Source organism: Bacillus niameyensis (genome assembly GCF_001375535.1).
GTDB lineage: Bacteria > Bacillota > Bacilli > Bacillales > Bacillaceae_C > Lederbergia > Lederbergia niameyensis.
The window spans coordinates 835976-860278 of the sequence record NZ_LN831197.1 but is presented as its reverse complement, the minus strand read 5'-3'; the positions used below and the strand labels follow the sequence as shown (position 1 = coordinate 860278).

Below are 24303 nucleotides of genomic sequence, written 5' to 3'. Positions count from 1 at the left end.
AAGGGACCGAAGTTTGTACTTCGCTAAACAGTGCATTTTCGCTTTCCTTATTCAAAGCATTTCCGAAGTTGTTTTTGCTTGTAAATGGAGGAGGAGATAATCAGGACCGCCTGCTTTCGAATCTGTACCTGACATATTGAAGCCTCCAAATGGTTGATAACCAACGATAGCACCTGTACAGCCACGATTGAAATATAGATTCCCAACATGAAAATCTTCGCGCGCTTGTTCTAAATGATCGCGGTTATTTGAAATGACTGCTCCTGTTAATCCATATTCTGTGTTATTGGCTATTTTGATTGCGTGCGTAAAATCCCTAGCTTTAGAAAATGCTACTACAGGTCCAAAAATTTCCTCTTGCATAATCCGAGCATTAGGGTCAGCATCTGCAAAAATGGTCGGCTGTATGAAATAGCCTATTGTGTCATCACCTGCTCCACCAATCATTAACCGACCTTCATCCATGCCAATTTCAATATAGTTCATTATTTTATCAAAAGCATTTTGGTCATTAACTGGCCCCATAAAATGATCTGGATTTGTTGGATCCCCTACGGTTAGTTCTTTCGTTAATTCAACCGCACGGCCTAAAACTTGATCGTAAACATCCTCTACAATGATCGCACGGGAACATGCAGAGCATTTTTGTCCGGAGAAACCAAAAGCTGAACGAACTATGGATTGGGCAGCCAGTTCTAAGTCAGCTTCTGTATCAACGATAATCGTGTCTTTACCTCCCATTTCAGCGATGACACGCTTTAACCAAATTTGTGACTCATTTACTTTTGCAGCACGTTCATAAATGCGAGTACCTACTTCTCGAGAACCAGTAAAGCTAATAAATCGTGTTTTAGGATGATCGACAATGTAATCACCAATTTCCGATCCACTACTTGGTATAAAATTTACTACACCTTTTGGTAAGCCAGCTTCTATTAACACCTCAATAAATTTTGCTGCAATAATCGGTGTCGTTGATGCAGGTTTTAACAGTACCGTATTCCCTGAAACAAGTGCAGCTACGGTAGTTCCTGCCATGATTGCGAAGGCAAAATTCCACGGTGAAATGACCACACCTACGCCGAGTGGAATATAGTCATAGCGATTATATTCACCAGGTCTACTCTCCACTTTTTTTCCGTTCTTCATTTCTAACATTTGTCGTCCATAATATTCCAAGAAATCAATGGCTTCCGCAGTATCTGCATCCGCTTCGTTCCATGGTTTTCCAGCTTCCTTCACTAACAATGCAGAGAACTCATGTTTACGGCGACGAATAATGGCACTAGCTTTAAAAAGGATATTTGCTCGAACTTCAGGTTTCGTTTTTTTCCATGTTTCAAATGCCCTTAAGGCACTTTCCATTGCAAGTTCGACCATTTTTCGATCTGCTTTTGAGACACGTCCTATAACCTCTTTTTTATTCGCTGGATTAATAGAAATAATATGATCTTCCGTAGTGATAGACTCGCCATTGATGATTAGCGGATAGTCTTTTCCTAGATAACTTTCAACAAGTTGTATAGCTTTAGCAAATTCTTTTTGATTTTTTTCTTTCGTAAAATCAGTAAAAGGTTCATGTTTATACGTAATCAATACTATCACTCCTAAAAAATGTATTTAACTATTTTTTTGTTAGTCCCTTAAATGCAAAAGCAATATTTGCAGGCCTTTCTGCTAACCTTCTCATAAAGTAACCGTACCAATCCTCACCATAAGGTACATAAACCCTCACTTTATAGCCATCCTGAACTAGGATTGACTGCAAATTATTTCGCATTCCATACAACATTTGAAATTCAAATTGCTGCTTAGATATGTTCAAGTTTGTAGCCAATTCTTTAGTGTAGTCGATCATAGTATCGTCATGAGTGGCAATAGCAGTATAAAGGCCGTATTCTAAGCTGTGCTTAATCAGCTTTTTATAGTTATCATCTACATCTTTCTTATCAGCAAAGGCGACGTTAGGGGATTCTTTATACGCACCTTTAACTAACCGTAAAAATGGTTGGTACGTGCTAAGATCTTTCAAATCCTGTTCAGAACGATATAAATAGGCTTGGAGCACGGTACTTACACAGGTATAAGATTCTTTAAATTGCTTAAATAAATGAATCGTTTCATGACAACGAGTGGCATCCTCCATATCGATAGTAATCATGACATTGCTTTTTTCTGCCTCATCCAAAATGTTTACCATGTTTTTTATTAAGAGATCACGGCTAATATCTAAGCCTAAAGAAGTTAGCTTTAGTGAAACATGAGAATCAAGTTTTTTATCTTTAATCATTTGAATAGTATGAATACATTCATTAGCCCTTTCTTTAGCAATATCCTTAGAGTTAACAAATTCACCAAGATGATCGACTGTAGTGGATAAACCGCTCTCATTTAGTTTTTGGATGTAAGGAATCGTTTTTAAAAAATCCTTTCCTCCGATGATTTTCCCTGAAACAAAATGAACTCCTCTTTTCTTTGCGATTCTATTGAGCACTTTATTTTTAGACATGAACAAGAATACATTCCTNCTCGCTTTCCGCGGGCATGGCTTGAGCCTCCTCAGTCGCTGTGCGACTTGCGGGGTCTCAAGGCTCATGTTATTCCCGCAGGAGTCTCGCGCCTTCTGCTCCAATCAACGTGCTTAAAATGAAACGATTATTTTTAACATATCTAAAAAAAGTGCACAAAAAAATCGTCCTATCTAGTAAAATGAAGTTACCACACAACATTCATAGAGAGGACGATTTTTATGTGCAATCCGAAGATTACTACTGAGAGGACGATCTATTCATCTGTCCGAATGGACAGAGAATCATTTTTAAAAGGGATCAAAACAAGAAAAACGCCTCAGGATTTGTGCAAAGCTACAAGATTTACCAATGTGAATACTGTTCGGGTTGCCCATTGAAAGAAGTCTACACAAAAGCCAAAGGTGATCGTAAAGTTCATTGGAATCCGATTTTCGAAGAAATGAAAACAAAAGCAAAAACAGCCCTTGAATGTGATAAGAAGGCAGCTATCTACGCTCGGCGCAAGATTGAGGTGGAAAGCGTGTTCGGTCACATCAAGGGCAATCGGTCATTCCGTAGATATTTACTACGGGGTCTTGAAAAGGTCCACACTGAATTCGGAATTGTGGCCTTGGCTCACAATCTCCTGAAAATAGCCAGCTATTTTCAGGTAATAAGCAAAAAAACACAAAAACAGGAGGAGAAAAAAGTGTCATTTTTCTCCTCCTGTTTTATTCGAGGGACTTATAGGACAGCCCCTTTATTCATCCGTTTTCATTAACTGTATATCAATATATAATTGACAATTCATTAGAAAGCTATCAAATTGAATTGAAGTTAATTCTGCAATTTGATTTAATCGATATTTTAATGTATTCGTGTGAATATATAATTGTTCAGCTGATGGCTTTAAACGACAGTTATTTAATAAAAACAACTCTAATGTTTCGATTAAGCTTGTTTGGCTTTCCTCATCTTTCTGCTTTAAGATTAATAAATCACTATTAGTATAATTTAATTTTGTGTGATAGCTAGAAATCGTTTCAAGATACCGCAAAATCCCAAGGTTTTTGTATTCGAAAGAGGGGAGCTTGCCTAAACCTAGGAATTTTCCCGTTTTTATCACTTCAAGTGCTTCTAAGTAGCTATGTTTTAATTTGAGAACAGATGAGTGTTCATTACTGATGCCAGAATAAATGGTTTGTTCTGGAAAATGATCTAAAATAAGGGATGTTAAGTTTTTGGTACTTTCCGTTAATTCGCGAGAAGGAGCTAAGTCACTTCCAATTAAAACGATAATTTTTAAATGATCTGTAAATAGATGAGTAGGGTATTTTAAAGTATTTAAATACAGTATTATTCTATCTAAAAGATCGTTAAAAATATGTTCGTTTTCTTGAGGTACGGAAAATACATTTAGAATAAAAAATTTTGGGAACTTAACATTCACATTAGCTGCTGCCGACTTCATTTGTTTCTCTGTTTGATAAAAGTCACCTATAACTTTTTTGAAAAATATATCTTTTTCTTGGCTTTTCTTAAGTTTATTTTGATTGTTTTCATATAGTAGCTTAGCAATATGAGAAGAAACCTCGTGTATGAATGCAAATTCTTTGTCAGTCAGTAGAGGAGCTGTTTCTTGTATCCATATATAGCCTAAGATTGTCCCTTTATATTTAGCGCTTACAACAACCCTCTGATTAAGGCCAATTTCTTTCATTTCCTTAACTCTGAAAGGTTTTGAAGATGTTTTAAGTTGGTCCACAATCCCTTCATCGAAAAATTTTTCTACAATGGAAATTGGCCAACGTTTTGCAAAGATCGTTAATTTGTTTACCTCATCAAACCGGTCAATGTAAAAGGAATTATAGGCCAATAAAGAAAATTGATGATCTTCAATAATGATCGGTTTTTTTAAATGATTGCTTATTAAATCGGCTATTTCATCAATATCAGATAGTGTAAAGATTTTTTCTAATAATGGCTTCAAGAATATTCACCTCGCAAAGCATTCTTACCATAGTCTACCATAGTGATAGCTTAGACAGTAAAAAAAGCTAGAGATAAAGGAGACACTCCCTTATTTCTAGCTCGATGCATGCAATTTGTTCAGAGCTCATCCCCTATGATAAGTCAAAGGGACCGAAGTTTGTACTTCGCTAAACAGTGCATTTTCGCTTTCCTTATTCAAAGCATTTCCGAAGTTGTTTTTGCTTGTAAATGGAGGAGGAGATAATCAGGACCGCCTGCTTTCGAATCTGTACCTGACATATTGAAGCCTCCAAATGGTTGATAACCAACGATAGCACCTGTACAGCCACGATTGAAATATAGATTCCCAACATGAAAATCTTCGCGCGCTTGTTCTAAATGATCGCGGTTATTTGAAATGACTGCTCCTGTTAATCCATATTCTGTGTTATTGGCTATTTTGATTGCGTGCGTAAAATCCCTAGCTTTAGAAAATGCTACTACAGGTCCAAAAATTTCCTCTTGCATAATCCGAGCATTAGGGTCAGCATCTGCAAAAATGGTCGGCTGTATGAAATAGCCTATTGTGTCATCACCTGCTCCACCAATCATTAACCGACCTTCATCCATGCCAATTTCAATATAGTTCATTATTTTATCAAAAGCATTTTGGTCATTAACTGGCCCCATAAAATGATCTGGATTTGTTGGATCCCCTACGGTTAGTTCTTTCGTTAATTCAACCGCACGGCCTAAAACTTGATCGTAAACATCCTCTACAATGATCGCACGGGAACATGCAGAGCATTTTTGTCCGGAGAAACCAAAAGCTGAACGAACTATGGATTGGGCAGCCAGTTCTAAGTCAGCTTCTGTATCAACGATAATCGTGTCTTTACCTCCCATTTCAGCGATGACACGCTTTAACCAAATTTGTGACTCATTTACTTTTGCAGCACGTTCATAAATGCGAGTACCTACTTCTCGAGAACCAGTAAAGCTAATAAATCGTGTTTTAGGATGATCGACAATGTAATCACCAATTTCCGATCCACTACTTGGTATAAAATTTACTACACCTTTTGGTAAGCCAGCTTCTATTAACACCTCAATAAATTTTGCTGCAATAATCGGTGTCGTTGATGCAGGTTTTAACAGTACCGTATTCCCTGAAACAAGTGCAGCTACGGTAGTTCCTGCCATGATTGCGAAGGCAAAATTCCACGGTGAAATGACCACACCTACGCCGAGTGGAATATAGTCATAGCGATTATATTCACCAGGTCTACTCTCCACTTTTTTTCCGTTCTTCATTTCTAACATTTGTCGTCCATAATATTCCAAGAAATCAATGGCTTCCGCAGTATCTGCATCCGCTTCGTTCCATGGTTTTCCAGCTTCCTTCACTAACAATGCAGAGAACTCATGTTTACGGCGACGAATAATGGCACTAGCTTTAAAAAGGATATTTGCTCGAACTTCAGGTTTCGTTTTTTTCCATGTTTCAAATGCCCTTAAGGCACTTTCCATTGCAAGTTCGACCATTTTTCGATCTGCTTTTGAGACACGTCCTATAACCTCTTTTTTATTCGCTGGATTAATAGAAATAATATGATCTTCCGTAGTGATAGACTCGCCATTGATGATTAGCGGATAGTCTTTTCCTAGATAACTTTCAACAAGTTGTATAGCTTTAGCAAATTCTTTTTGATTTTTTTCTTTCGTAAAATCAGTAAAAGGTTCATGTTTATACGTAATCAATACTATCACTCCTAAAAAATGTATTTAACTATTTTTTTGTTAGTCCCTTAAATGCAAAAGCAATATTTGCAGGCCTTTCTGCTAACCTTCTCATAAAGTAACCGTACCAATCCTCACCATAAGGTACATAAACCCTCACTTTATAGCCATCCTGAACTAGGATTGACTGCAAATTATTTCGCATTCCATACAACATTTGAAATTCAAATTGCTGCTTAGATATGTTCAAGTTTGTAGCCAATTCTTTAGTGTAGTCGATCATAGTATCGTCATGAGTGGCAATAGCAGTATAAAGGCCGTATTCTAAGCTGTGCTTAATCAGCTTTTTATAGTTATCATCTACATCTTTCTTATCAGCAAAGGCGACGTTAGGGGATTCTTTATACGCACCTTTAACTAACCGTAAAAATGGTTGGTACGTGCTAAGATCTTTCAAATCCTGTTCAGAACGATATAAATAGGCTTGGAGCACGGTACTTACACAGGTATAAGATTCTTTAAATTGCTTAAATAAATGAATCGTTTCATGACAACGAGTGGCATCCTCCATATCGATAGTAATCATGACATTGCTTTTTTCTGCCTCATCCAAAATGTTTACCATGTTTTTTATTAAGAGATCACGGCTAATATCTAAGCCTAAAGAAGTTAGCTTTAGTGAAACATGAGAATCAAGTTTTTTATCTTTAATCATTTGAATAGTATGAATACATTCATTAGCCCTTTCTTTAGCAATATCCTTAGAGTTAACAAATTCACCAAGATGATCGACTGTAGTGGATAAACCGCTCTCATTTAGTTTTTGGATGTAAGGAATCGTTTTTAAAAAATCCTTTCCTCCGATGATTTTCCCTGAAACAAAATGAACTCCTCTTTTCTTTGCGATTCTATTGAGCACTTTATTTTTAGACATGAACAAGAATACATTCCTAGTGATTGCTTGCATATCATCTCCGCCTTTAAAAATCAATTCCAAATCAATCGTATTACCTCGCAATTAATCTAACAATGTTTGTTTAAAACAATTATTTGAAGATTTAATTGTAGATAAGAGACAATTCGCAGTATTTAAATAAATTAACTTCCGTGTAATTTTGGAATCTTTTGCGAAATGGATTGATATACGGTGAGAAGTTTGTTATCATTTTCCTAATAGAAACCGATTACATTATGAAATGTGATTTTGATTATAAAAGTCGACATTGTAAAAAGGTGAGTATATGGATGAAAAAACATATTACAATTTATGATATTGCCAAAAAAGCAAACACTTCAACAGCANAAGTTCATTGGAATCCGATTTTCGAAGAAATGAAAACAAAAGCAAAAACAGCCCTTGAATGTGATAAGAAGGCAGCTATCTACGCTCGGCGCAAGATTGAGGTGGAAAGCGTGTTCGGTCACATCAAGGGCAATCGGTCATTCCGTAGATATTTACTACGGGGTCTTGAAAAGGTCCACACTGAATTCGGAATTGTGGCCTTGGCTCACAATCTCCTGAAAATAGCCAGCTATTTTCAGGTAATAAGCAAAAAAACACAAAAACAGGAGGAGAAAAAAGTGTCATTTTTCTCCTCCTGTTTTATTCGAGGGACTTATAGGACAGCCCCTTTATTCATCCGTTTTCATTAACTGTATATCAATATATAATTGACAATTCATTAGAAAGCTATCAAATTGAATTGAAGTTAATTCTGCAATTTGATTTAATCGATATTTTAATGTATTCGTGTGAATATATAATTGTTCAGCTGATGGCTTTAAACGACAGTTATTTAATAAAAACAACTCTAATGTTTCGATTAAGCTTGTTTGGCTTTCCTCATCTTTCTGCTTTAAGATTAATAAATCACTATTAGTATAATTTAATTTTGTGTGATAGCTAGAAATCGTTTCAAGATACCGCAAAATCCCAAGGTTTTTGTATTCGAAAGAGGGGAGCTTGCCTAAACCTAGGAATTTTCCCGTTTTTATCACTTCAAGTGCTTCTAAGTAGCTATGTTTTAATTTGAGAACAGATGAGTGTTCATTACTGATGCCAGAATAAATGGTTTGTTCTGGAAAATGATCTAAAATAAGGGATGTTAAGTTTTTGGTACTTTCCGTTAATTCGCGAGAAGGAGCTAAGTCACTTCCAATTAAAACGATAATTTTTAAATGATCTGTAAATAGATGAGTAGGGTATTTTAAAGTATTTAAATACAGTATTATTCTATCTAAAAGATCGTTAAAAATATGTTCGTTTTCTTGAGGTACGGAAAATACATTTAGAATAAAAAATTTTGGGAACTTAACATTCACATTAGCTGCTGCCGACTTCATTTGTTTCTCTGTTTGATAAAAGTCACCTATAACTTTTTTGAAAAATATATCTTTTTCTTGGCTTTTCTTAAGTTTATTTTGATTGTTTTCATATAGTAGCTTAGCAATATGAGAAGAAACCTCGTGTATGAATGCAAATTCTTTGTCAGTCAGTAGAGGAGCTGTTTCTTGTATCCATATATAGCCTAAGATTGTCCCTTTATATTTAGCGCTTACAACAACCCTCTGATTAAGGCCAATTTCTTTCATTTCCTTAACTCTGAAAGGTTTTGAAGATGTTTTAAGTTGGTCCACAATCCCTTCATCGAAAAATTTTTCTACAATGGAAATTGGCCAACGTTTTGCAAAGATCGTTAATTTGTTTACCTCATCAAACCGGTCAATGTAAAAGGAATTATAGGCCAATAAAGAAAATTGATGATCTTCAATAATGATCGGTTTTTTTAAATGATTGCTTATTAAATCGGCTATTTCATCAATATCAGATAGTGTAAAGATTTTTTCTAATAATGGCTTCAAGAATATTCACCTCGCAAAGCATTCTTACCATAGTCTACCATAGTGATAGCTTAGACAGTAAAAAAAGCTAGAGATAAAGGAGACACTCCCTTATTTCTAGCTCGATGCATGCAATTTGTTCAGAGCTCATCCCCTATGATAAGTCAAAGGGACCGAAGTTTGTACTTCGCTAAACAGTGCATTTTCGCTTTCCTTATTCAAAGCATTTCCGAAGTTGTTTTTGCTTGTAAATGGAGGAGGAGATAATCAGGACCGCCTGCTTTCGAATCTGTACCTGACATATTGAAGCCTCCAAATGGTTGATAACCAACGATAGCACCTGTACAGCCACGATTGAAATATAGATTCCCAACATGAAAATCTTCGCGCGCTTGTTCTAAATGATCGCGGTTATTTGAAATGACTGCTCCTGTTAATCCATATTCTGTGTTATTGGCTATTTTGATTGCGTGCGTAAAATCCCTAGCTTTAGAAAATGCTACTACAGGTCCAAAAATTTCCTCTTGCATAATCCGAGCATTAGGGTCAGCATCTGCAAAAATGGTCGGCTGTATGAAATAGCCTATTGTGTCATCACCTGCTCCACCAATCATTAACCGACCTTCATCCATGCCAATTTCAATATAGTTCATTATTTTATCAAAAGCATTTTGGTCATTAACTGGCCCCATAAAATGATCTGGATTTGTTGGATCCCCTACGGTTAGTTCTTTCGTTAATTCAACCGCACGGCCTAAAACTTGATCGTAAACATCCTCTACAATGATCGCACGGGAACATGCAGAGCATTTTTGTCCGGAGAAACCAAAAGCTGAACGAACTATGGATTGGGCAGCCAGTTCTAAGTCAGCTTCTGTATCAACGATAATCGTGTCTTTACCTCCCATTTCAGCGATGACACGCTTTAACCAAATTTGTGACTCATTTACTTTTGCAGCACGTTCATAAATGCGAGTACCTACTTCTCGAGAACCAGTAAAGCTAATAAATCGTGTTTTAGGATGATCGACAATGTAATCACCAATTTCCGATCCACTACTTGGTATAAAATTTACTACACCTTTTGGTAAGCCAGCTTCTATTAACACCTCAATAAATTTTGCTGCAATAATCGGTGTCGTTGATGCAGGTTTTAACAGTACCGTATTCCCTGAAACAAGTGCAGCTACGGTAGTTCCTGCCATGATTGCGAAGGCAAAATTCCACGGTGAAATGACCACACCTACGCCGAGTGGAATATAGTCATAGCGATTATATTCACCAGGTCTACTCTCCACTTTTTTTCCGTTCTTCATTTCTAACATTTGTCGTCCATAATATTCCAAGAAATCAATGGCTTCCGCAGTATCTGCATCCGCTTCGTTCCATGGTTTTCCAGCTTCCTTCACTAACAATGCAGAGAACTCATGTTTACGGCGACGAATAATGGCACTAGCTTTAAAAAGGATATTTGCTCGAACTTCAGGTTTCGTTTTTTTCCATGTTTCAAATGCCCTTAAGGCACTTTCCATTGCAAGTTCGACCATTTTTCGATCTGCTTTTGAGACACGTCCTATAACCTCTTTTTTATTCGCTGGATTAATAGAAATAATATGATCTTCCGTAGTGATAGACTCGCCATTGATGATTAGCGGATAGTCTTTTCCTAGATAACTTTCAACAAGTTGTATAGCTTTAGCAAATTCTTTTTGATTTTTTTCTTTCGTAAAATCAGTAAAAGGTTCATGTTTATACGTAATCAATACTATCACTCCTAAAAAATGTATTTAACTATTTTTTTGTTAGTCCCTTAAATGCAAAAGCAATATTTGCAGGCCTTTCTGCTAACCTTCTCATAAAGTAACCGTACCAATCCTCACCATAAGGTACATAAACCCTCACTTTATAGCCATCCTGAACTAGGATTGACTGCAAATTATTTCGCATTCCATACAACATTTGAAATTCAAATTGCTGCTTAGATATGTTCAAGTTTGTAGCCAATTCTTTAGTGTAGTCGATCATAGTATCGTCATGAGTGGCAATAGCAGTATAAAGGCCGTATTCTAAGCTGTGCTTAATCAGCTTTTTATAGTTATCATCTACATCTTTCTTATCAGCAAAGGCGACGTTAGGGGATTCTTTATACGCACCTTTAACTAACCGTAAAAATGGTTGGTACGTGCTAAGATCTTTCAAATCCTGTTCAGAACGATATAAATAGGCTTGGAGCACGGTACTTACACAGGTATAAGATTCTTTAAATTGCTTAAATAAATGAATCGTTTCATGACAACGAGTGGCATCCTCCATATCGATAGTAATCATGACATTGCTTTTTTCTGCCTCATCCAAAATGTTTACCATGTTTTTTATTAAGAGATCACGGCTAATATCTAAGCCTAAAGAAGTTAGCTTTAGTGAAACATGAGAATCAAGTTTTTTATCTTTAATCATTTGAATAGTATGAATACATTCATTAGCCCTTTCTTTAGCAATATCCTTAGAGTTAACAAATTCACCAAGATGATCGACTGTAGTGGATAAACCGCTCTCATTTAGTTTTTGGATGTAAGGAATCGTTTTTAAAAAATCCTTTCCTCCGATGATTTTCCCTGAAACAAAATGAACTCCTCTTTTCTTTGCGATTCTATTGAGCACTTTATTTTTAGACATGAACAAGAATACATTCCTAGTGATTGCTTGCATATCATCTCCGCCTTTAAAAATCAATTCCAAATCAATCGTATTACCTCGCAATTAATCTAACAATGTTTGTTTAAAACAATTATTTGAAGATTTAATTGTAGATAAGAGACAATTCGCAGTATTTAAATAAATTAACTTCCGTGTAATTTTGGAATCTTTTGCGAAATGGATTGATATACGGTGAGAAGTTTGTTATCATTTTCCTAATAGAAACCGATTACATTATGAAATGTGATTTTGATTATAAAAGTCGACATTGTAAAAAGGTGAGTATATGGATGAAAAAACATATTACAATTTATGATATTGCCAAAAAAGCAAACACTTCAACAGCAACTGTATCACGGGTCTTAAGCAATAGTGACTATCCCGTAAAAAAAGATCTCCGTGAGAAGATCCTAAAAGTTGCGAAAGAGTTAAACTACATACCCAATATGATTGGAAGACAATTGAAGACAAATAATAGTATGACAATTGGTGTCATTATTCCTTCTATTACAAACCCTTTCTATGCATCTCTTGTATTAGGAATCGAGGATATTGCCCAAAGCCGTGGGTACCATGTTTTATTATGTAACTCACATAGGAATCCTGAACTTGAAAAGAAATATGTAAAAACCCTTTTTGAAAAACAGGTCAAGGGGGTGATTGTTTCCTCTATTTCTTCAAACCAAAGATTACTAGGAGAATTGATCGAAAAAGGTTTGAATCTAGTAGCTTTTGACCAAACGGTTGAAGGATTAAACAGTAGTCAAATTCATTTCGATTATCGCAAAGGGGGATTTATGGCTGTTGAATATTTAATAAATAAAGGTCATAGAAAAATTGCGTTTATTAGTTCCCCTTTAAGCAGGCCTAGTCGAAGAAGCACCTATCATGGTTATAGGGATGCATTAGATCAACATGGTGTGCAAATCAAGGAAGAATGGATTCAAATAGCTGCAAGGGAAGAAGAGGATTCGGAAAAAAACTATGAATTTCATAATGGCATTGAAATGACGAAAAAATTACTTGAAAAGCAAGAATTACCAACAGCAATTTTTTGTTGTAATGATATGACAGCATTTGGTGTCATGAATGAACTAGCAACGCAAGGGATAAGGATTCCAGATCAAATATCGGTTATGGGGTTTGACAATATAGAGTTTGCGGAGATGGTAACTCCTCCTTTAACAACTATTCAACAACCCGATTACGAAATGGGAAGGATGGCGTGTAATTTACTGCTAGATACATTAAGTAGAAAAGTAAAGGAAAATGTTAATATTATGTTGCAACCAAAAATTGTGGAACGTAAATCAGTATCGATAATTGAAGAAAGTTTATGATTAAATTTAAGTTATTAAGAATAGTAATCGGTTTCTAGAATATAATTTGCTGTAGTAATAATCTAAAAATATATCAAGTACAAAGTTACGAGGTGATCCTTTTGTCGGATAAAATGAAATTTGCCATTGTTGGCGCAGGTGTTATATCGGATTTTCATGCTAAAGCTATTACAGCCCATAATGAAGCTGAATTGATTGCAATTTGCGATATCGAAATTGAAAAGGCGGACAAGTTAGCTAAAGAATATGCAAGTTCAGCTAAAGTCTATACCAATTATGAAGATATGTTTGCAAGTGAATCGATTGATATTGTCTCGATTTGTGTTCCTAGTGGAAATCACGCAGAGGTAGCGATTGCTGCTGCCACAGCTGGTATTCATATTTTATGTGAGAAACCATTAGATATTAAAGCTGAAAAAATGACCGAAATGATTGCTGCTGCCCGAAATAACAATGTAAAACTAGGCGGTGTGTATCAACGAAGAACACTAGAGGCGGCTATTATTACGCGCAATGCTATCCAGGAAGGGAAACTTGGAAAGCTCGTTCTTGGAGATGCTTATTTAAAATACTATCGTAGTCCAGAATATTACAAAAGTGCAGGTTGGAGAGGAACATGGGAATTAGATGGCGGCGGCGCTCTCATGAATCAAGGTGTCCATGGTATTGATCTAATTCAATGGATGGTCGGCGATATTGAGTCAGTTTTTGCTTATGCGGCTCCGTTAGTTCGCGACATTGATGTTGAAGATACTGCAGTTATTACAGTGAAGTATAAAAACGGGGCATTTGGAGTGATACAAGGAACTACGTCCGTTTATCCTGGTCAAGAAACAAGATTTGAAATTCATGGAGAAAAAGGCTCTATCATCTTTGGGGATAGCGGGATTAAACAATGGGAGATAATCGATAGTAATGAGGGGCCGCCAGAAGTAACTAATCAAGAAGGTGGAAGTAATGATCCGAAAAGCATCTCCAATCAAGGTCACTATATTTTCGTTGATGACATTATTCAAGCTGTAAGAGAAGATCGAGATCCTCTAGTATCGGGAGAAGAGGCTAGGAAAGCCGTTGACTTAATACTAGCAATCTATGAATCATCGAGAACAGGAAAAGAAGTTAAGGTAAATTATTAATACTTTAAATAAAGGGTGATGAAGAGATGAACAAAATGAAAATTGGTATCATCGGTTTAGATACTTCACACGTATCCGCCTTCACGAAACTGTTAAATGATCCGCAACATCCTCACTATGTCCCTGGGGGAGAAGTAGTAGTTGCTTATCCAGGTGGATCATCTGACATGGAACTTAGTTACTCTCGAGTGGAAGGGTTTACAACAGAGTTGCGTGATCAATTTAACGTCGAGATTGCTCAGACCCCTGAAGAGGTTGCAGAAAAGTCAGATGCGATTCTTTTAGAATCTGTCGATGGACGTGTTCACCTTGAACAATTTCAAAAGATCGTATCCTATGGGAAACCCGTTTTTATTGATAAACCGTTAGCCATCTCATCAAAAGAAGCCAATGAAATCTTTAAACTATCTGATCAATATGGGACACCTATTATGAGTTGTTCCTCTCTCCGATATAGTGAAGGTTTTTCAAATGCGTTAGCAGATCCAGAAAAAGGAGAAATTATTGGAATCGACTGTTCTGGCCCACTTGCGATTGAGCCCAGTCATGGTCTATTTTGGTACGGTATTCATACGGCTGAAATGCTCTACCGTGCACTTGGTTCAGGTTGCGAGAAAGTAACCGTAGTGAAAAACGATGACCATGATTTAATCGTTGGAGAATGGAAGGACGGAAGGATCGGAAGTTTGCGGGGAAATCGCAAAGGGAACTCTGTTTTTGGAGCTCTTATTCATCGAGAAAAAGGAACACAGTTTGTAGATGTAAGTGAAGATAAGACGCCTTTTTACGCATCTTTGATGGAAGAAATTATCCATCTTTTCAAGGACGGTGTTGCTTCTATCGATCGAGAAGAAACATTAGAAATTATCCGCTTCCTGGAAGCTGCTACTGAGAGCCGTTCCACGGGGAAAACTGTACTTTTATAAAAAGGAGGTATGAATTTCTTGGTATTTAATCGATTAGGCATCCTCACTGATGAAGTTTCACAGAATTTAGTCGAGGCTTTGGATTGGGTTGTTAACAATGATTTAAAGCATGTAGAACTTAGGACTTTTGATGGGATGAATATCTCTGATGTTACAGATGAAACATTGGACAAAGTGATGGGTGAAATAGAAAAAAGAAATATATTTGTGTCGGGAGTGGCTTCGCCCGTCTTTAAATGTGCACTTGATCCTACAAGGCCGGTTGCTTCAGGTGATACATTTGGTCAAGCAGAAGAAAGTGTTGAAGCACATTTTCAAAAGCTTGACAGAATGATTGAAATTAGTAAAAGGTTAAAAACGAACAAGATTAGAATATTTTCTTTTTGGAGGGAAGAAACTCCTGAAAAATACGAAGATGAGATTGTAGGTCATTTAAAGAAAGCTGCGAAACGTGCTGAGGAAGAAAATATACTTTTATTACTTGAAAATGAAGTTGCTTGTAACGGGGGCTATGCGTCTGAGGTCGCGAGGATTGTAGAAAAGGTAAATTCTCCAAATCTTAAAGCATTATGGGATCCGGGAAATGAAGAGTATGGTGGTCGTTCTTCTTATCCAGAAGGTTATGAAAACGTGAAAAGTGTGATCGGCCATATCCACTTGAAAGACGCTTATATTCAAGAAAATGGCGAGCCTAAATGCGTTCCCATTGGTGAAGGAAATGTACCTTACCTTGATCAACTCCAAGCACTTGAAGAAAGTCAATATACTGGCTTGTTTACTATTGAAACCCATTATGTGCCTGTTTCTGGGACACCAATGGAAGGCAGTAATAGGACATTAATTGGTTTACAGAACATCATTAAAAAGATGAGAAACCTCACATAGAAAATACTTGAAGGGAGTTTGTTCGAATAGAGTGAATACAAAAAATCAACCTGTTAAAAATTTTCGGGCCGATAAACTTAATGTAAAAGTGTATCAAAATCGACTATCCATGGGTCAGGCAGCTGGTGAAGAGGTTGTTAGAAAATTAAAAGAGCTGCTAAAAAATCAAGATTCTGTTCGAATGGTATTTGCATCAGCTCCATCACAAAATGAATTTCTAGAAACTATAAAAAGTGCTGATATTGATTGGGCACGTGTTACAGCATTCCATATGGATGAATATATAGGGCTTGCACTAAACCATCCACAAAGTTTTGGTTATTTCTTAAAGATACAATTATTTGATGTGGTTCAACCTGGAGTTATTCATTATATTAACGGAATGAATGATAGTGATAAAGAGATGGAAAGATATAGTAAACTTTTACAGGACGCACCTATTGACATTATCTGCTTAGGGATTGGTGAAAATGGACATATCGCATTTAATGACCCACCTGTAGCAGATTTTCATGATCCTTATATTATTAAAATGGTAGAGTTAGATGCGATAAGTCGTAACCAACAAGTAAATGATGGTTGTTTNGCTGCCACAGCTGGTATTCATATTTTATGTGAGAAACCATTAGATATTAAAGCTGAAAAAATGACCGAAATGATTGCTGCTGCCCGAAATAACAATGTAAAACTAGGCGGTGTGTATCAACGAAGAACACTAGAGGCGGCTATTATTACGCGCAATGCTATCCAGGAAGGGAAACTTGGAAAGCTCGTTCTTGGAGATGCTTATTTAAAATACTATCGTAGTCCAGAATATTACAAAAGTGCAGGTTGGAGAGGAACATGGGAATTAGATGGCGGCGGCGCTCTCATGAATCAAGGTGTCCATGGTATTGATCTAATTCAATGGATGGTCGGCGATATTGAGTCAGTTTTTGCTTATGCGGCTCCGTTAGTTCGCGACATTGATGTTGAAGATACTGCAGTTATTACAGTGAAGTATAAAAACGGGGCATTTGGAGTGATACAAGGAACTACGTCCGTTTATCCTGGTCAAGAAACAAGATTTGAAATTCATGGAGAAAAAGGCTCTATCATCTTTGGGGATAGCGGGATTAAACAATGGGAGATAATCGATAGTAATGAGGGGCCGCCAGAAGTAACTAATCAAGAAGGTGGAAGTAATGATCCGAAAAGCATCTCCAATCAAGGTCACTATATTTTCGTTGATGACATTATTCAAGCTGTAAGAGAAGATCGAGATCCTCTAGTATCGGGAGAAGAGGCTAGGAAAGCCGTTGACTTAATACTAGCAATCTATGAATCATCGAGAACAGGAAAAGAAGTTAAGGTAAATTATTAATACTTTAAATAAAGGGTGATGAAGAGATGAACAAAATGAAAATTGGTATCATCGGTTTAGATACTTCACACGTATCCGCCTTCACGAAACTGTTAAATGATCCGCAACATCCTCACTATGTCCCTGGGGGAGAAGTAGTAGTTGCTTATCCAGGTGGATCATCTGACATGGAACTTAGTTACTCTCGAGTGGAAGGGTTTACAACAGAGTTGCGTGATCAATTTAACGTCGAGATTGCTCAGACCCCTGAAGAGGTTGCAGAAAAGTCAGATGCGATTCTTTTAGAATCTGTCGATGGACGTGTTCACCTTGAACAATTTCAAAAGATCGTATCCTATGGGAAACCCGTTTTTATTGATAAACCGTTAGCCATCTCATCAAAAGAAGCCAATGAAATCTTTAAACTATCTGATCAATATGGGACACCTATTATGAGTTGTTCCTCTCTCCGATATAGTGAAGGTTTTTCAAATGCGTTAGCAGATCCAGAAAAAGGAGAAATTATTGGAATCGACTGTTCTGGCCCACTTGCGATTGAGCCCAGTCATGGTCTATTTTGGTACGGTATTCATACGGCTGAAATGCTCTACCGTGCACTTGGTTCAGGTTGCGAGAAAGTAACCGTAGTGAAAAACGATGACCATGATTTAATCGTTGGAGAATGGAAGGACGGAAGGATCGGAAGTTTGCGGGGAAATCGCAAAGGGAACTCTGTTTTTGGAGCTCTTATTCATCGAGAAAAAGGAACACAGTTTGTAGATGTAAGTGAAGATAAGACGCCTTTTTACGCATCTTTGATGGAAGAAATTATCCATCTTTTCAAGGACGGTGTTGCTTCTATCGATCGAGAAGAAACATTAGAAATTATCCGCTTCCTGGAAGCTGCTACTGAGAGCCGTTCCACGGGGAAAACTGTACTTTTATAAAAAGGAGGTATGAATTTCTTGGTATTTAATCGATTAGGCATCCTCACTGATGAAGTTTCACAGAATTTAGTCGAGGCTTTGGATTGGGTTGTTAACAATGATTTAAAGCATGTAGAACTTAGGACTTTTGATGGGATGAATATCTCTGATGTTACAGATGAAACATTGGACAAAGTGATGGGTGAAATAGAAAAAAGAAATATATTTGTGTCGGGAGTGGCTTCGCCCGTCTTTAAATGTGCACTTGATCCTACAAGGCCGGTTGCTTCAGGTGATACATTTGGTCAAGCAGAAGAAAGTGTTGAAGCACATTTTCAAAAGCTTGACAGAATGATTGAAATTAGTAAAAGGTTAAAAACGAACAAGATTAGAATATTTTCTTTTTGGAGGGAAGAAACTCCTGAAAAATACGAAGATGAGATTGTAGGTCATTTAAAGAAAGCTGCGAAACGTGCTGAGGAAGAAAATATACTTTTATTACTTGAAAATGAAGTTGCTTGTAACGGGGGCTATGCGTCTGAGGTCGCGAGGATTGTAGAAAAGGTAAATTCTCCAAATCTTAAAGCATTATGGGATCCGGGAAATGAAGAGTATGGTGGTCGTTCTTCTTATCCAGAAGGTTATGAAAACGTGAAAAGTGTGATCGGCCATATCCACTTGAAAGACGCTTATATTCAAGAAAATGGCGAGCCTAAATGCGTTCCCATTGGTGAAGGAAATGTACCTTACCTTGATCAACTCCAAGCACTTGAAGAAAGTCAATATACTGGCTTGTTTACTATTGAAACCCATTATGTGCCTGTTTCTGGGACACCAATGGAAGGCAGTAATAGGACATTAATTGGTTTACAGAACATCATTAAAAAGATGAGAAACCTCACATAGAAAATACTTGAAGGGAGTTTGTTCGAATAGAGTGAATACAAAAAATCAACCTGTTAAAAATTTTCGGGCCGATAAACTTAATGTAAAAGTGTATCAAAATCGACTATCCATGGGTCAGGCAGCTGGTGAAGAGGTTGTTAGAAAATTAAAAGAGCTGCTAAAAAATCAAGATTCTGTTCGAATGGTATTTGCATCAGCTCCATCACAAAATGAATTTCTAGAAACTATAAAAAGTGCTGATATTGATTGGGCACGTGTTACAGCATTCCATATGGATGAATATATAGGGCTTGCACTAAACCATCCACAAAGTTTTGGTTATTTCTTAAAGATACAATTATTTGATGTGGTTCAACCTGGAGTTATTCATTATATTAACGGAATGAATGATAGTGATAAAGAGATGGAAAGATATAGTAAACTTTTACAGGACGCACCTATTGACATTATCTGCTTAGGGATTGGTGAAAATGGACATATCGCATTTAATGACCCACCTGTAGCAGATTTTCATGATCCTTATATTATTAAAATGGTAGAGTTAGATGCGATAAGTCGTAACCAACAAGTAAATGATGGTTGTTTTGCGGAATTGTCCGAGGTTCCAACCCATGCATTGACATTGACAATACCAACTTTAATGGCGGGAAAACATTTATACTGCATGGTGCCTGGACCGACAAAAACGAATGCGGTTAAAAAAGTTCTGAACGATGGAATTTCAACTGATGTTCCCGCCTCAATTTTGCGTCAGCATTCAGATTGTACTCTTTATTTAGATAATGAATCCTATGGTGAGGTAGACTAATATGAAAAATCAGATTGTCGGGATTCATTATGCAACCAAAAAGCCAACAGTCATCGAAGTGGAGGATGGGTTCATAACCGATATTCAGCCACTAGACGATGATACACTAGAGACATTACCTTATATAGCTCCTGGGCTAGTTGATTTGCAGATTAATGGCTTTCGTGGATTTGATTTTAATAGTCTGCCTTTTTCCGAACAACTAGTTATTGACGTAACGAAAGAACTTTGGAAAGAAGGCATCACTACTTATTATCCTACTGTCATTACGAATAGTGACGATGCCATTGAAGAAGCGGTAAGAACGATTGTTCGAGCGTGTGAAAAAGATCCGTTGACATGTGAAACAATCGGTGGAATTCATATTGAAGGACCATTCATCTCTCCGGAGGATGGTCCTCGGGGTGCTCATGGAAAAGAATATGTGAAAGCACCAGATTGGGATCTTATGCAAAAATGGCAAAATGCAGCTAAGGGAAAAATAAAAATTGTCACCTTATCCCCTGAATGGGAAGGATCAGCAAGTTTTATAGAAAAATGTGTGGAAAATGATATAATTATTTCTATCGGTCACACAGCTGCTAACTCAGAGCAAATATCGGAAGCTGTTCGAGCGGGAGCAAAAATGTCAACACATATAGGCAATGGTGCTCATTTAATGTTACCTCGCCACCCTAATTATCTCTGGGAACAATTAGCTGATGATCATTTATGGGCATGTTTAATCGCTGATGGATTCCATTTGCCCTTGTCATTCCTCAAAGTTGCAATGAAAGTGAAGGAATCCCAAGCCATGCTTGTTAGTGATGCCGTTTATTTAAGTGGGTTAGAACCTGGTGAATATGATACTCATATTGGCGGGAAAGTGGTTCTAACACCTGAAGGAAAATTGCATACAAAGGACAACTCGAATATTCTAGCAGGGTCTGCACAAATGTTAATACATGGAATTGCTCACCTAGTTAACAACCAAGTGACTACTATTCAAGAGGCTTGGGAAATGGCCTCGGTCCGGCCATCTGTTTTTATGGGGCATACTACGCAACAAGGTTTATCAATAGGTGCGCCAGCCGATATCGTACTGTTTAAACAGCCAGAAAACACAATAAATGTCCTACAATCTTACAAATCTGGATGTTTAGTCTATTCCGTGTAATCGTTTTGCGGAATTTGCACAACCCTTTTTGCAAAATTCTATTTTTCCTAAATAATTGCCACATTTTGTAGCATATGATAAAATAAGTGTACTTTCTGGTGGTACATATTCTATCGAGTGGGGACAGTTTATACCCTTTGGGAGGTAAACTGTCCTTGTTTACTTATATAGACTATCCCTTCACCCATTGAATTTAAGGGTATTTCTTAAGTTTAGTAGTATTAATAAGATTTGAAAAAAATGTTTTATTACAGTAAAATATTGCAGAATAAGGAGGATGATCATATGAATGATTCTGCTGATTTGAATTCGGTGTTACGTAGTGATGTCAAAAAACTTGGCAATATATTGGGCGAAATCCTAATACATCATGGCGGGGAAAAACTTTTTAATGAAGTAGAAGTTATTAGGGAGATGACCAAAAGTCTGCGCAAGGAATTTGATGAAAAGATTTATATGGAATTAAAAGATAGGATAAAACAACTGAAACCCCCCATTCGTCAGCAAGTCATCAGAGCTTTTTCAATATATTTCCATTTGATTAATATAGCCGAACAAAATCATCGGATTAGGCGGAGAAAACAATATCAACTGAACGATCAGGGTGGACAACCATTTTCGATAGAGAACGTAGTATCTAGGGTGAAAGATTATCAAATGTCTCATGATGCTCTTCAAAGTGTATTAAACGAATTATCGATTGAATTAATTATTACTGCGCATCCGACGGAAGCAACTAAAAGAACCGTGTTAGAAATTCAAAAAAGGATTTCGACGATTCTCCAAAAATTAGATAGTCCTGCGTTATCAAAAAATGAGCGAAAAAACTTGGAGAACAGTCTTTTTGATGAAGTGACCGCGTTATGGCAAACTGATGAATTGCGTCATAGGAAGCCAAGAGTACTTGATGAAGTACGTAATGGACTATATTATTTTGATGAAACATTGTTTAATACAATTCCTTCTGTACATGAAGAATTGGAATTTCAACTAAAAGAACATTTCCCAAATTATGAATGGGATGTTCCTAACTTCCTTCATTTTGGTTCATGGATTGGTGGCGATCGTGATGGAAATCCGAATGTAACACCAGATATTACATGGGAAACACTAGAGTTGCAACGAAGTCTTGTTTTAAAGAAATACGATGAAGCTATTAATGAACTGATGAAAAGATTTAGTCATTCCTCATATCGAATTTCAGTTTCTGATAAATTAACAGATTCTGTTGAGCGAGAAGAAAGGATCTACCTAAATGAAGAAGAAAAATGGCCGGTTGAATCTGAATTGTATCGTCGCAAATTCGCCATTATTCTTAAACGGCTTCACGAAGTAGGAAAATCCGAGCTTGGTTATAAGAATCCGGATGAACTTTTAAATGATTTAATCTTAATACAAGATAGTGCAGAAAAACATCAACCAACGGGACATACATTGAAATCAATTCGTACATTAATTAGACAAGTCCGACTATTCGGTTTTCATTTGGTGACACTTGATATACGAAACCATAGTGGTGAACATGAATTTGCAGTAAATGAAATATTAAAAGCTGTTAATATTACAAAACATTATTCTGAACTACCTGAAGAGGAAAAAATAAAAATATTAAAAGATGTTTTAAGTGATCCTCGACCACTCCTGCTTTATGAAGAGGATTATACGAAACAAACACAAGGTATTTTAAAGGTATTTAAATTAATTAGACAAGCACATAAGGAGTTTGGCAAACGTTCGATTCAGGTTTATTTAATTAGTATGACTCAATCTTCGAGTGATCTTTTAGAAGTGTTATTACTAGCTAAAGAAGCTGGAATTTATCGTCTATATTCTGATGGAACTGTCGAGTCAGATTTAAATGTGGCTCCTTTACTAGAAACTATTGATGATTTAATTGCAGGTCCTAATATTATGAAACGCTTGTTTGAAATGGACGTGTACCGAAACCATCTTAAGGTAAGGAATAATCATCAAGAAATTATGTTAGGATATTCTGACGGTAGTAAGGATGGCGGAACTTTAACTGCTAATTGGAAGCTTTTCAAAGCACAGCAAGAGATTCATAATATGGCTAAAGAATTTGATATTCGTTTGAAATTCTTCCATGGTCGCGGTGGCTCATTAGGGCGTGGCGGCGGCTCCTTGAATACTAGTATTCTTTCACAGCCAGTAGAAACACTAGGAGATGGCGTGAAAATTACTGAACAAGGAGAAGTATTATCTTCAAGATATTTACTAGAAGATATCGCTTTTCGTAATCTCGAACAGGCAGCATCTGCGCTCCTTGAAGCGTGTGCTCGAGTTTCAACAGAGTCTAAAGTCGATTATTCTCGCGAAAAAGAATGGGAAACAGCTATGGAGGAAATTTCCACTCATTCGTTAAAAAAATATCAATCTCTAGTATTTGGGGATCCTGATTTCTTAACTTATTTTAATCAGGCTACACCATTAAAAGAAATAGGTGCTTTAAATATTGGATCACGTCCGATGAGTAGAAAGAACAGCCAACGATTTGAAGATTTACGAGCTATACCTTGGGTATTTGCATGGACTCAATCGAGACATATGATTCCCGCGTGGTATGCCTCTGGGACGGGGTTAAAAACATATATTGAAGAAGATGAAAGTCATTTAATAACATTACAGACTATGTACCAAAAATGGCCATTCTTTAGATCAACTATCAACAATTTACAAATGGCTTTAATGAAAGCTGATATGACGACAGCTAAGGAATATTTAACATTAGTTAGCGATCCGGATGTCGCCGAGCGGATTTACGGTGACATCAGAAGTGAGTATTTCCGGACGAAAGAAGCTCTATTAAAAATAACTGGTAATGAAGAGCTACTTGCTCATACACCAAATATTCAAGAATCTGTCTATAGAAGAAATCCATACGTGGATCCGTTGAACTTCTTACAAGTCTACTTAATTCATGAATTAAGAGAAACAGATGAGCCTTCAGAAGATTTAGTAACAGAAGTACTATTAACGATCAATGGAGTAGCTGCTGGACTTGTGAATACAGGTTGACCCTATCTGAACTCTTTCTTTTAAAAACCTTGAACACATAAAGTGTTCAAGGTTTTTTTGTATTTCTTTTTATATTTCAAATT

General features: G+C 36.7%; 20 protein-coding genes. 12 read left to right on the top strand and 8 right to left on the bottom strand.

Annotation, left to right across the window (positions count from 1 at the left end):
- Nucleotides 1–51: 51 nt before the first annotated feature.
- Nucleotides 52–1602 (bottom strand): L-glutamate gamma-semialdehyde dehydrogenase, encoded by a 1551-nt coding sequence (gene pruA, locus BN1243_RS04230; RefSeq protein ID WP_062110397.1) that lies wholly within the window; start codon nucleotides 1600–1602, stop codon nucleotides 52–54.
- 22 nt (nucleotides 1603–1624) lie between these two features.
- Nucleotides 1625–2509: a proline dehydrogenase family protein gene (locus BN1243_RS04225; RefSeq protein ID WP_062104998.1), complete on the bottom strand. Its 885-nt coding sequence runs from the start codon at nucleotides 2507–2509 to the stop codon at nucleotides 1625–1627.
- A 281-nt stretch (nucleotides 2510–2790) separates the two neighbouring features.
- Between BN1243_RS04225 and BN1243_RS04220 the strand changes: the two genes are divergently transcribed.
- A complete protein-coding gene (locus BN1243_RS04220; protein ID WP_084781809.1) occupies nucleotides 2791–3291 on the top strand; it encodes a transposase in 501 nt (166 codons plus the stop codon).
- Here BN1243_RS04220 and BN1243_RS04215 read toward each other — a convergent pair.
- The 3 genes from BN1243_RS04215 to BN1243_RS04205 all read right to left on the bottom strand — a co-directional run bounded on the left by BN1243_RS04215 (nucleotide 3271) and on the right by BN1243_RS04205 (nucleotide 7188).
- On the bottom strand, nucleotides 3271–4500 hold the full coding sequence (locus tag BN1243_RS04215; RefSeq protein ID WP_062104995.1) for a PucR family transcriptional regulator: 1230 nt from the start codon (nucleotides 4498–4500) through the stop codon (nucleotides 3271–3273). The two genes, BN1243_RS04220 and BN1243_RS04215, sit on opposite strands and share 21 nt — an antisense overlap.
- 197 nt (nucleotides 4501–4697) lie before the next feature.
- Entirely contained in the window at nucleotides 4698–6248 is a 1551-nt protein-coding gene (gene pruA, locus BN1243_RS04210) for an L-glutamate gamma-semialdehyde dehydrogenase (protein WP_062110397.1), read from the bottom strand.
- Nucleotides 6249–6270: 22 nt separating this feature from the next.
- A complete protein-coding gene (locus tag BN1243_RS04205) occupies nucleotides 6271–7188 on the bottom strand; it encodes a proline dehydrogenase family protein (RefSeq protein ID WP_062110395.1) in 918 nt (305 codons plus the stop codon).
- A 224-nt stretch (nucleotides 7189–7412) separates the two neighbouring features.
- On the opposite strand from BN1243_RS04205, the gene BN1243_RS04200 reads away from it, so the two are divergent.
- A complete protein-coding gene (locus BN1243_RS04200; RefSeq protein WP_154669798.1) occupies nucleotides 7413–7874 on the top strand; it encodes a transposase in 462 nt (153 codons plus the stop codon).
- Here BN1243_RS04200 and BN1243_RS04195 read toward each other — a convergent pair.
- The 3 genes from BN1243_RS04195 to BN1243_RS04185 form a co-directional block, all read right to left on the bottom strand.
- Nucleotides 7854–9083, bottom strand: a complete 1230-nt coding sequence (locus BN1243_RS04195; protein ID WP_062104995.1) for a PucR family transcriptional regulator — start codon at nucleotides 9081–9083, stop codon at nucleotides 7854–7856. The two genes, BN1243_RS04200 and BN1243_RS04195, sit on opposite strands and share 21 nt — an antisense overlap.
- Nucleotides 9084–9280: 197 nt before the next feature.
- Entirely contained in the window at nucleotides 9281–10831 is a 1551-nt protein-coding gene (gene pruA / locus BN1243_RS04190; protein WP_062110397.1) for an L-glutamate gamma-semialdehyde dehydrogenase, read from the bottom strand.
- Nucleotides 10832–10853: 22 nt separating this feature from the next.
- Complete coding sequence (locus BN1243_RS04185; RefSeq protein ID WP_062110395.1) at nucleotides 10854–11771, bottom strand: proline dehydrogenase family protein; 918 nt, start codon at nucleotides 11769–11771, stop codon at nucleotides 10854–10856.
- A gap of 278 nt (nucleotides 11772–12049) precedes the next feature.
- On the opposite strand from BN1243_RS04185, the gene BN1243_RS04180 reads away from it, so the two are divergent.
- From BN1243_RS04180 to ppc, 10 genes are all read left to right on the top strand, one after another.
- On the top strand, nucleotides 12050–13099 hold the full coding sequence (locus tag BN1243_RS04180; protein ID WP_062104994.1) for a LacI family DNA-binding transcriptional regulator: 1050 nt from the start codon (nucleotides 12050–12052) through the stop codon (nucleotides 13097–13099).
- Between the two features lie 113 nt (nucleotides 13100–13212).
- Nucleotides 13213–14235 carry a Gfo/Idh/MocA family protein gene (locus tag BN1243_RS04175; RefSeq protein ID WP_062110393.1) on the top strand — a complete coding sequence of 341 codons (1023 nt, stop codon included), beginning with the start codon at nucleotides 13213–13215 and terminating at the stop codon, nucleotides 14233–14235.
- Between the two features lie 26 nt (nucleotides 14236–14261).
- Complete coding sequence (locus BN1243_RS04170) at nucleotides 14262–15161, top strand: Gfo/Idh/MocA family protein (protein WP_062104992.1); 900 nt, start codon at nucleotides 14262–14264, stop codon at nucleotides 15159–15161.
- A gap of 18 nt (nucleotides 15162–15179) precedes the next feature.
- Entirely contained in the window at nucleotides 15180–16046 is an 867-nt protein-coding gene (locus BN1243_RS04165; protein WP_230200097.1) for a sugar phosphate isomerase/epimerase family protein, read from the top strand.
- Between the two features lie 109 nt (nucleotides 16047–16155).
- Nucleotides 16156–17409 carry a Gfo/Idh/MocA family oxidoreductase gene (locus BN1243_RS22455; protein ID WP_456061828.1) on the top strand — a complete coding sequence of 418 codons (1254 nt, stop codon included), beginning with the start codon at nucleotides 16156–16158 and terminating at the stop codon, nucleotides 17407–17409.
- A gap of 26 nt (nucleotides 17410–17435) precedes the next feature.
- Nucleotides 17436–18335 carry a Gfo/Idh/MocA family protein gene (locus BN1243_RS04155; RefSeq protein ID WP_062104992.1) on the top strand — a complete coding sequence of 300 codons (900 nt, stop codon included), beginning with the start codon at nucleotides 17436–17438 and terminating at the stop codon, nucleotides 18333–18335.
- An 18-nt stretch (nucleotides 18336–18353) separates the two neighbouring features.
- Nucleotides 18354–19220 (top strand): sugar phosphate isomerase/epimerase family protein, encoded by an 867-nt coding sequence (locus BN1243_RS04150; protein ID WP_230200097.1) that lies wholly within the window; start codon nucleotides 18354–18356, stop codon nucleotides 19218–19220.
- Nucleotides 19221–19251: 31 nt separating this feature from the next.
- Nucleotides 19252–20028, top strand: a complete 777-nt coding sequence (locus tag BN1243_RS04145) for a glucosamine-6-phosphate deaminase (RefSeq protein WP_062104990.1) — start codon at nucleotides 19252–19254, stop codon at nucleotides 20026–20028.
- Between the two features lies 1 nt (nucleotide 20029).
- Nucleotides 20030–21184 (top strand): N-acetylglucosamine-6-phosphate deacetylase, encoded by a 1155-nt coding sequence (locus BN1243_RS04140; protein ID WP_062104989.1) that lies wholly within the window; start codon nucleotides 20030–20032, stop codon nucleotides 21182–21184.
- Between the two features lie 285 nt (nucleotides 21185–21469).
- On the top strand, nucleotides 21470–24220 hold the full coding sequence (gene ppc / locus BN1243_RS04135) for a phosphoenolpyruvate carboxylase (RefSeq protein WP_062104988.1): 2751 nt from the start codon (nucleotides 21470–21472) through the stop codon (nucleotides 24218–24220).
- The last annotated feature ends 83 nt before the right edge of the window (nucleotides 24221–24303 follow it).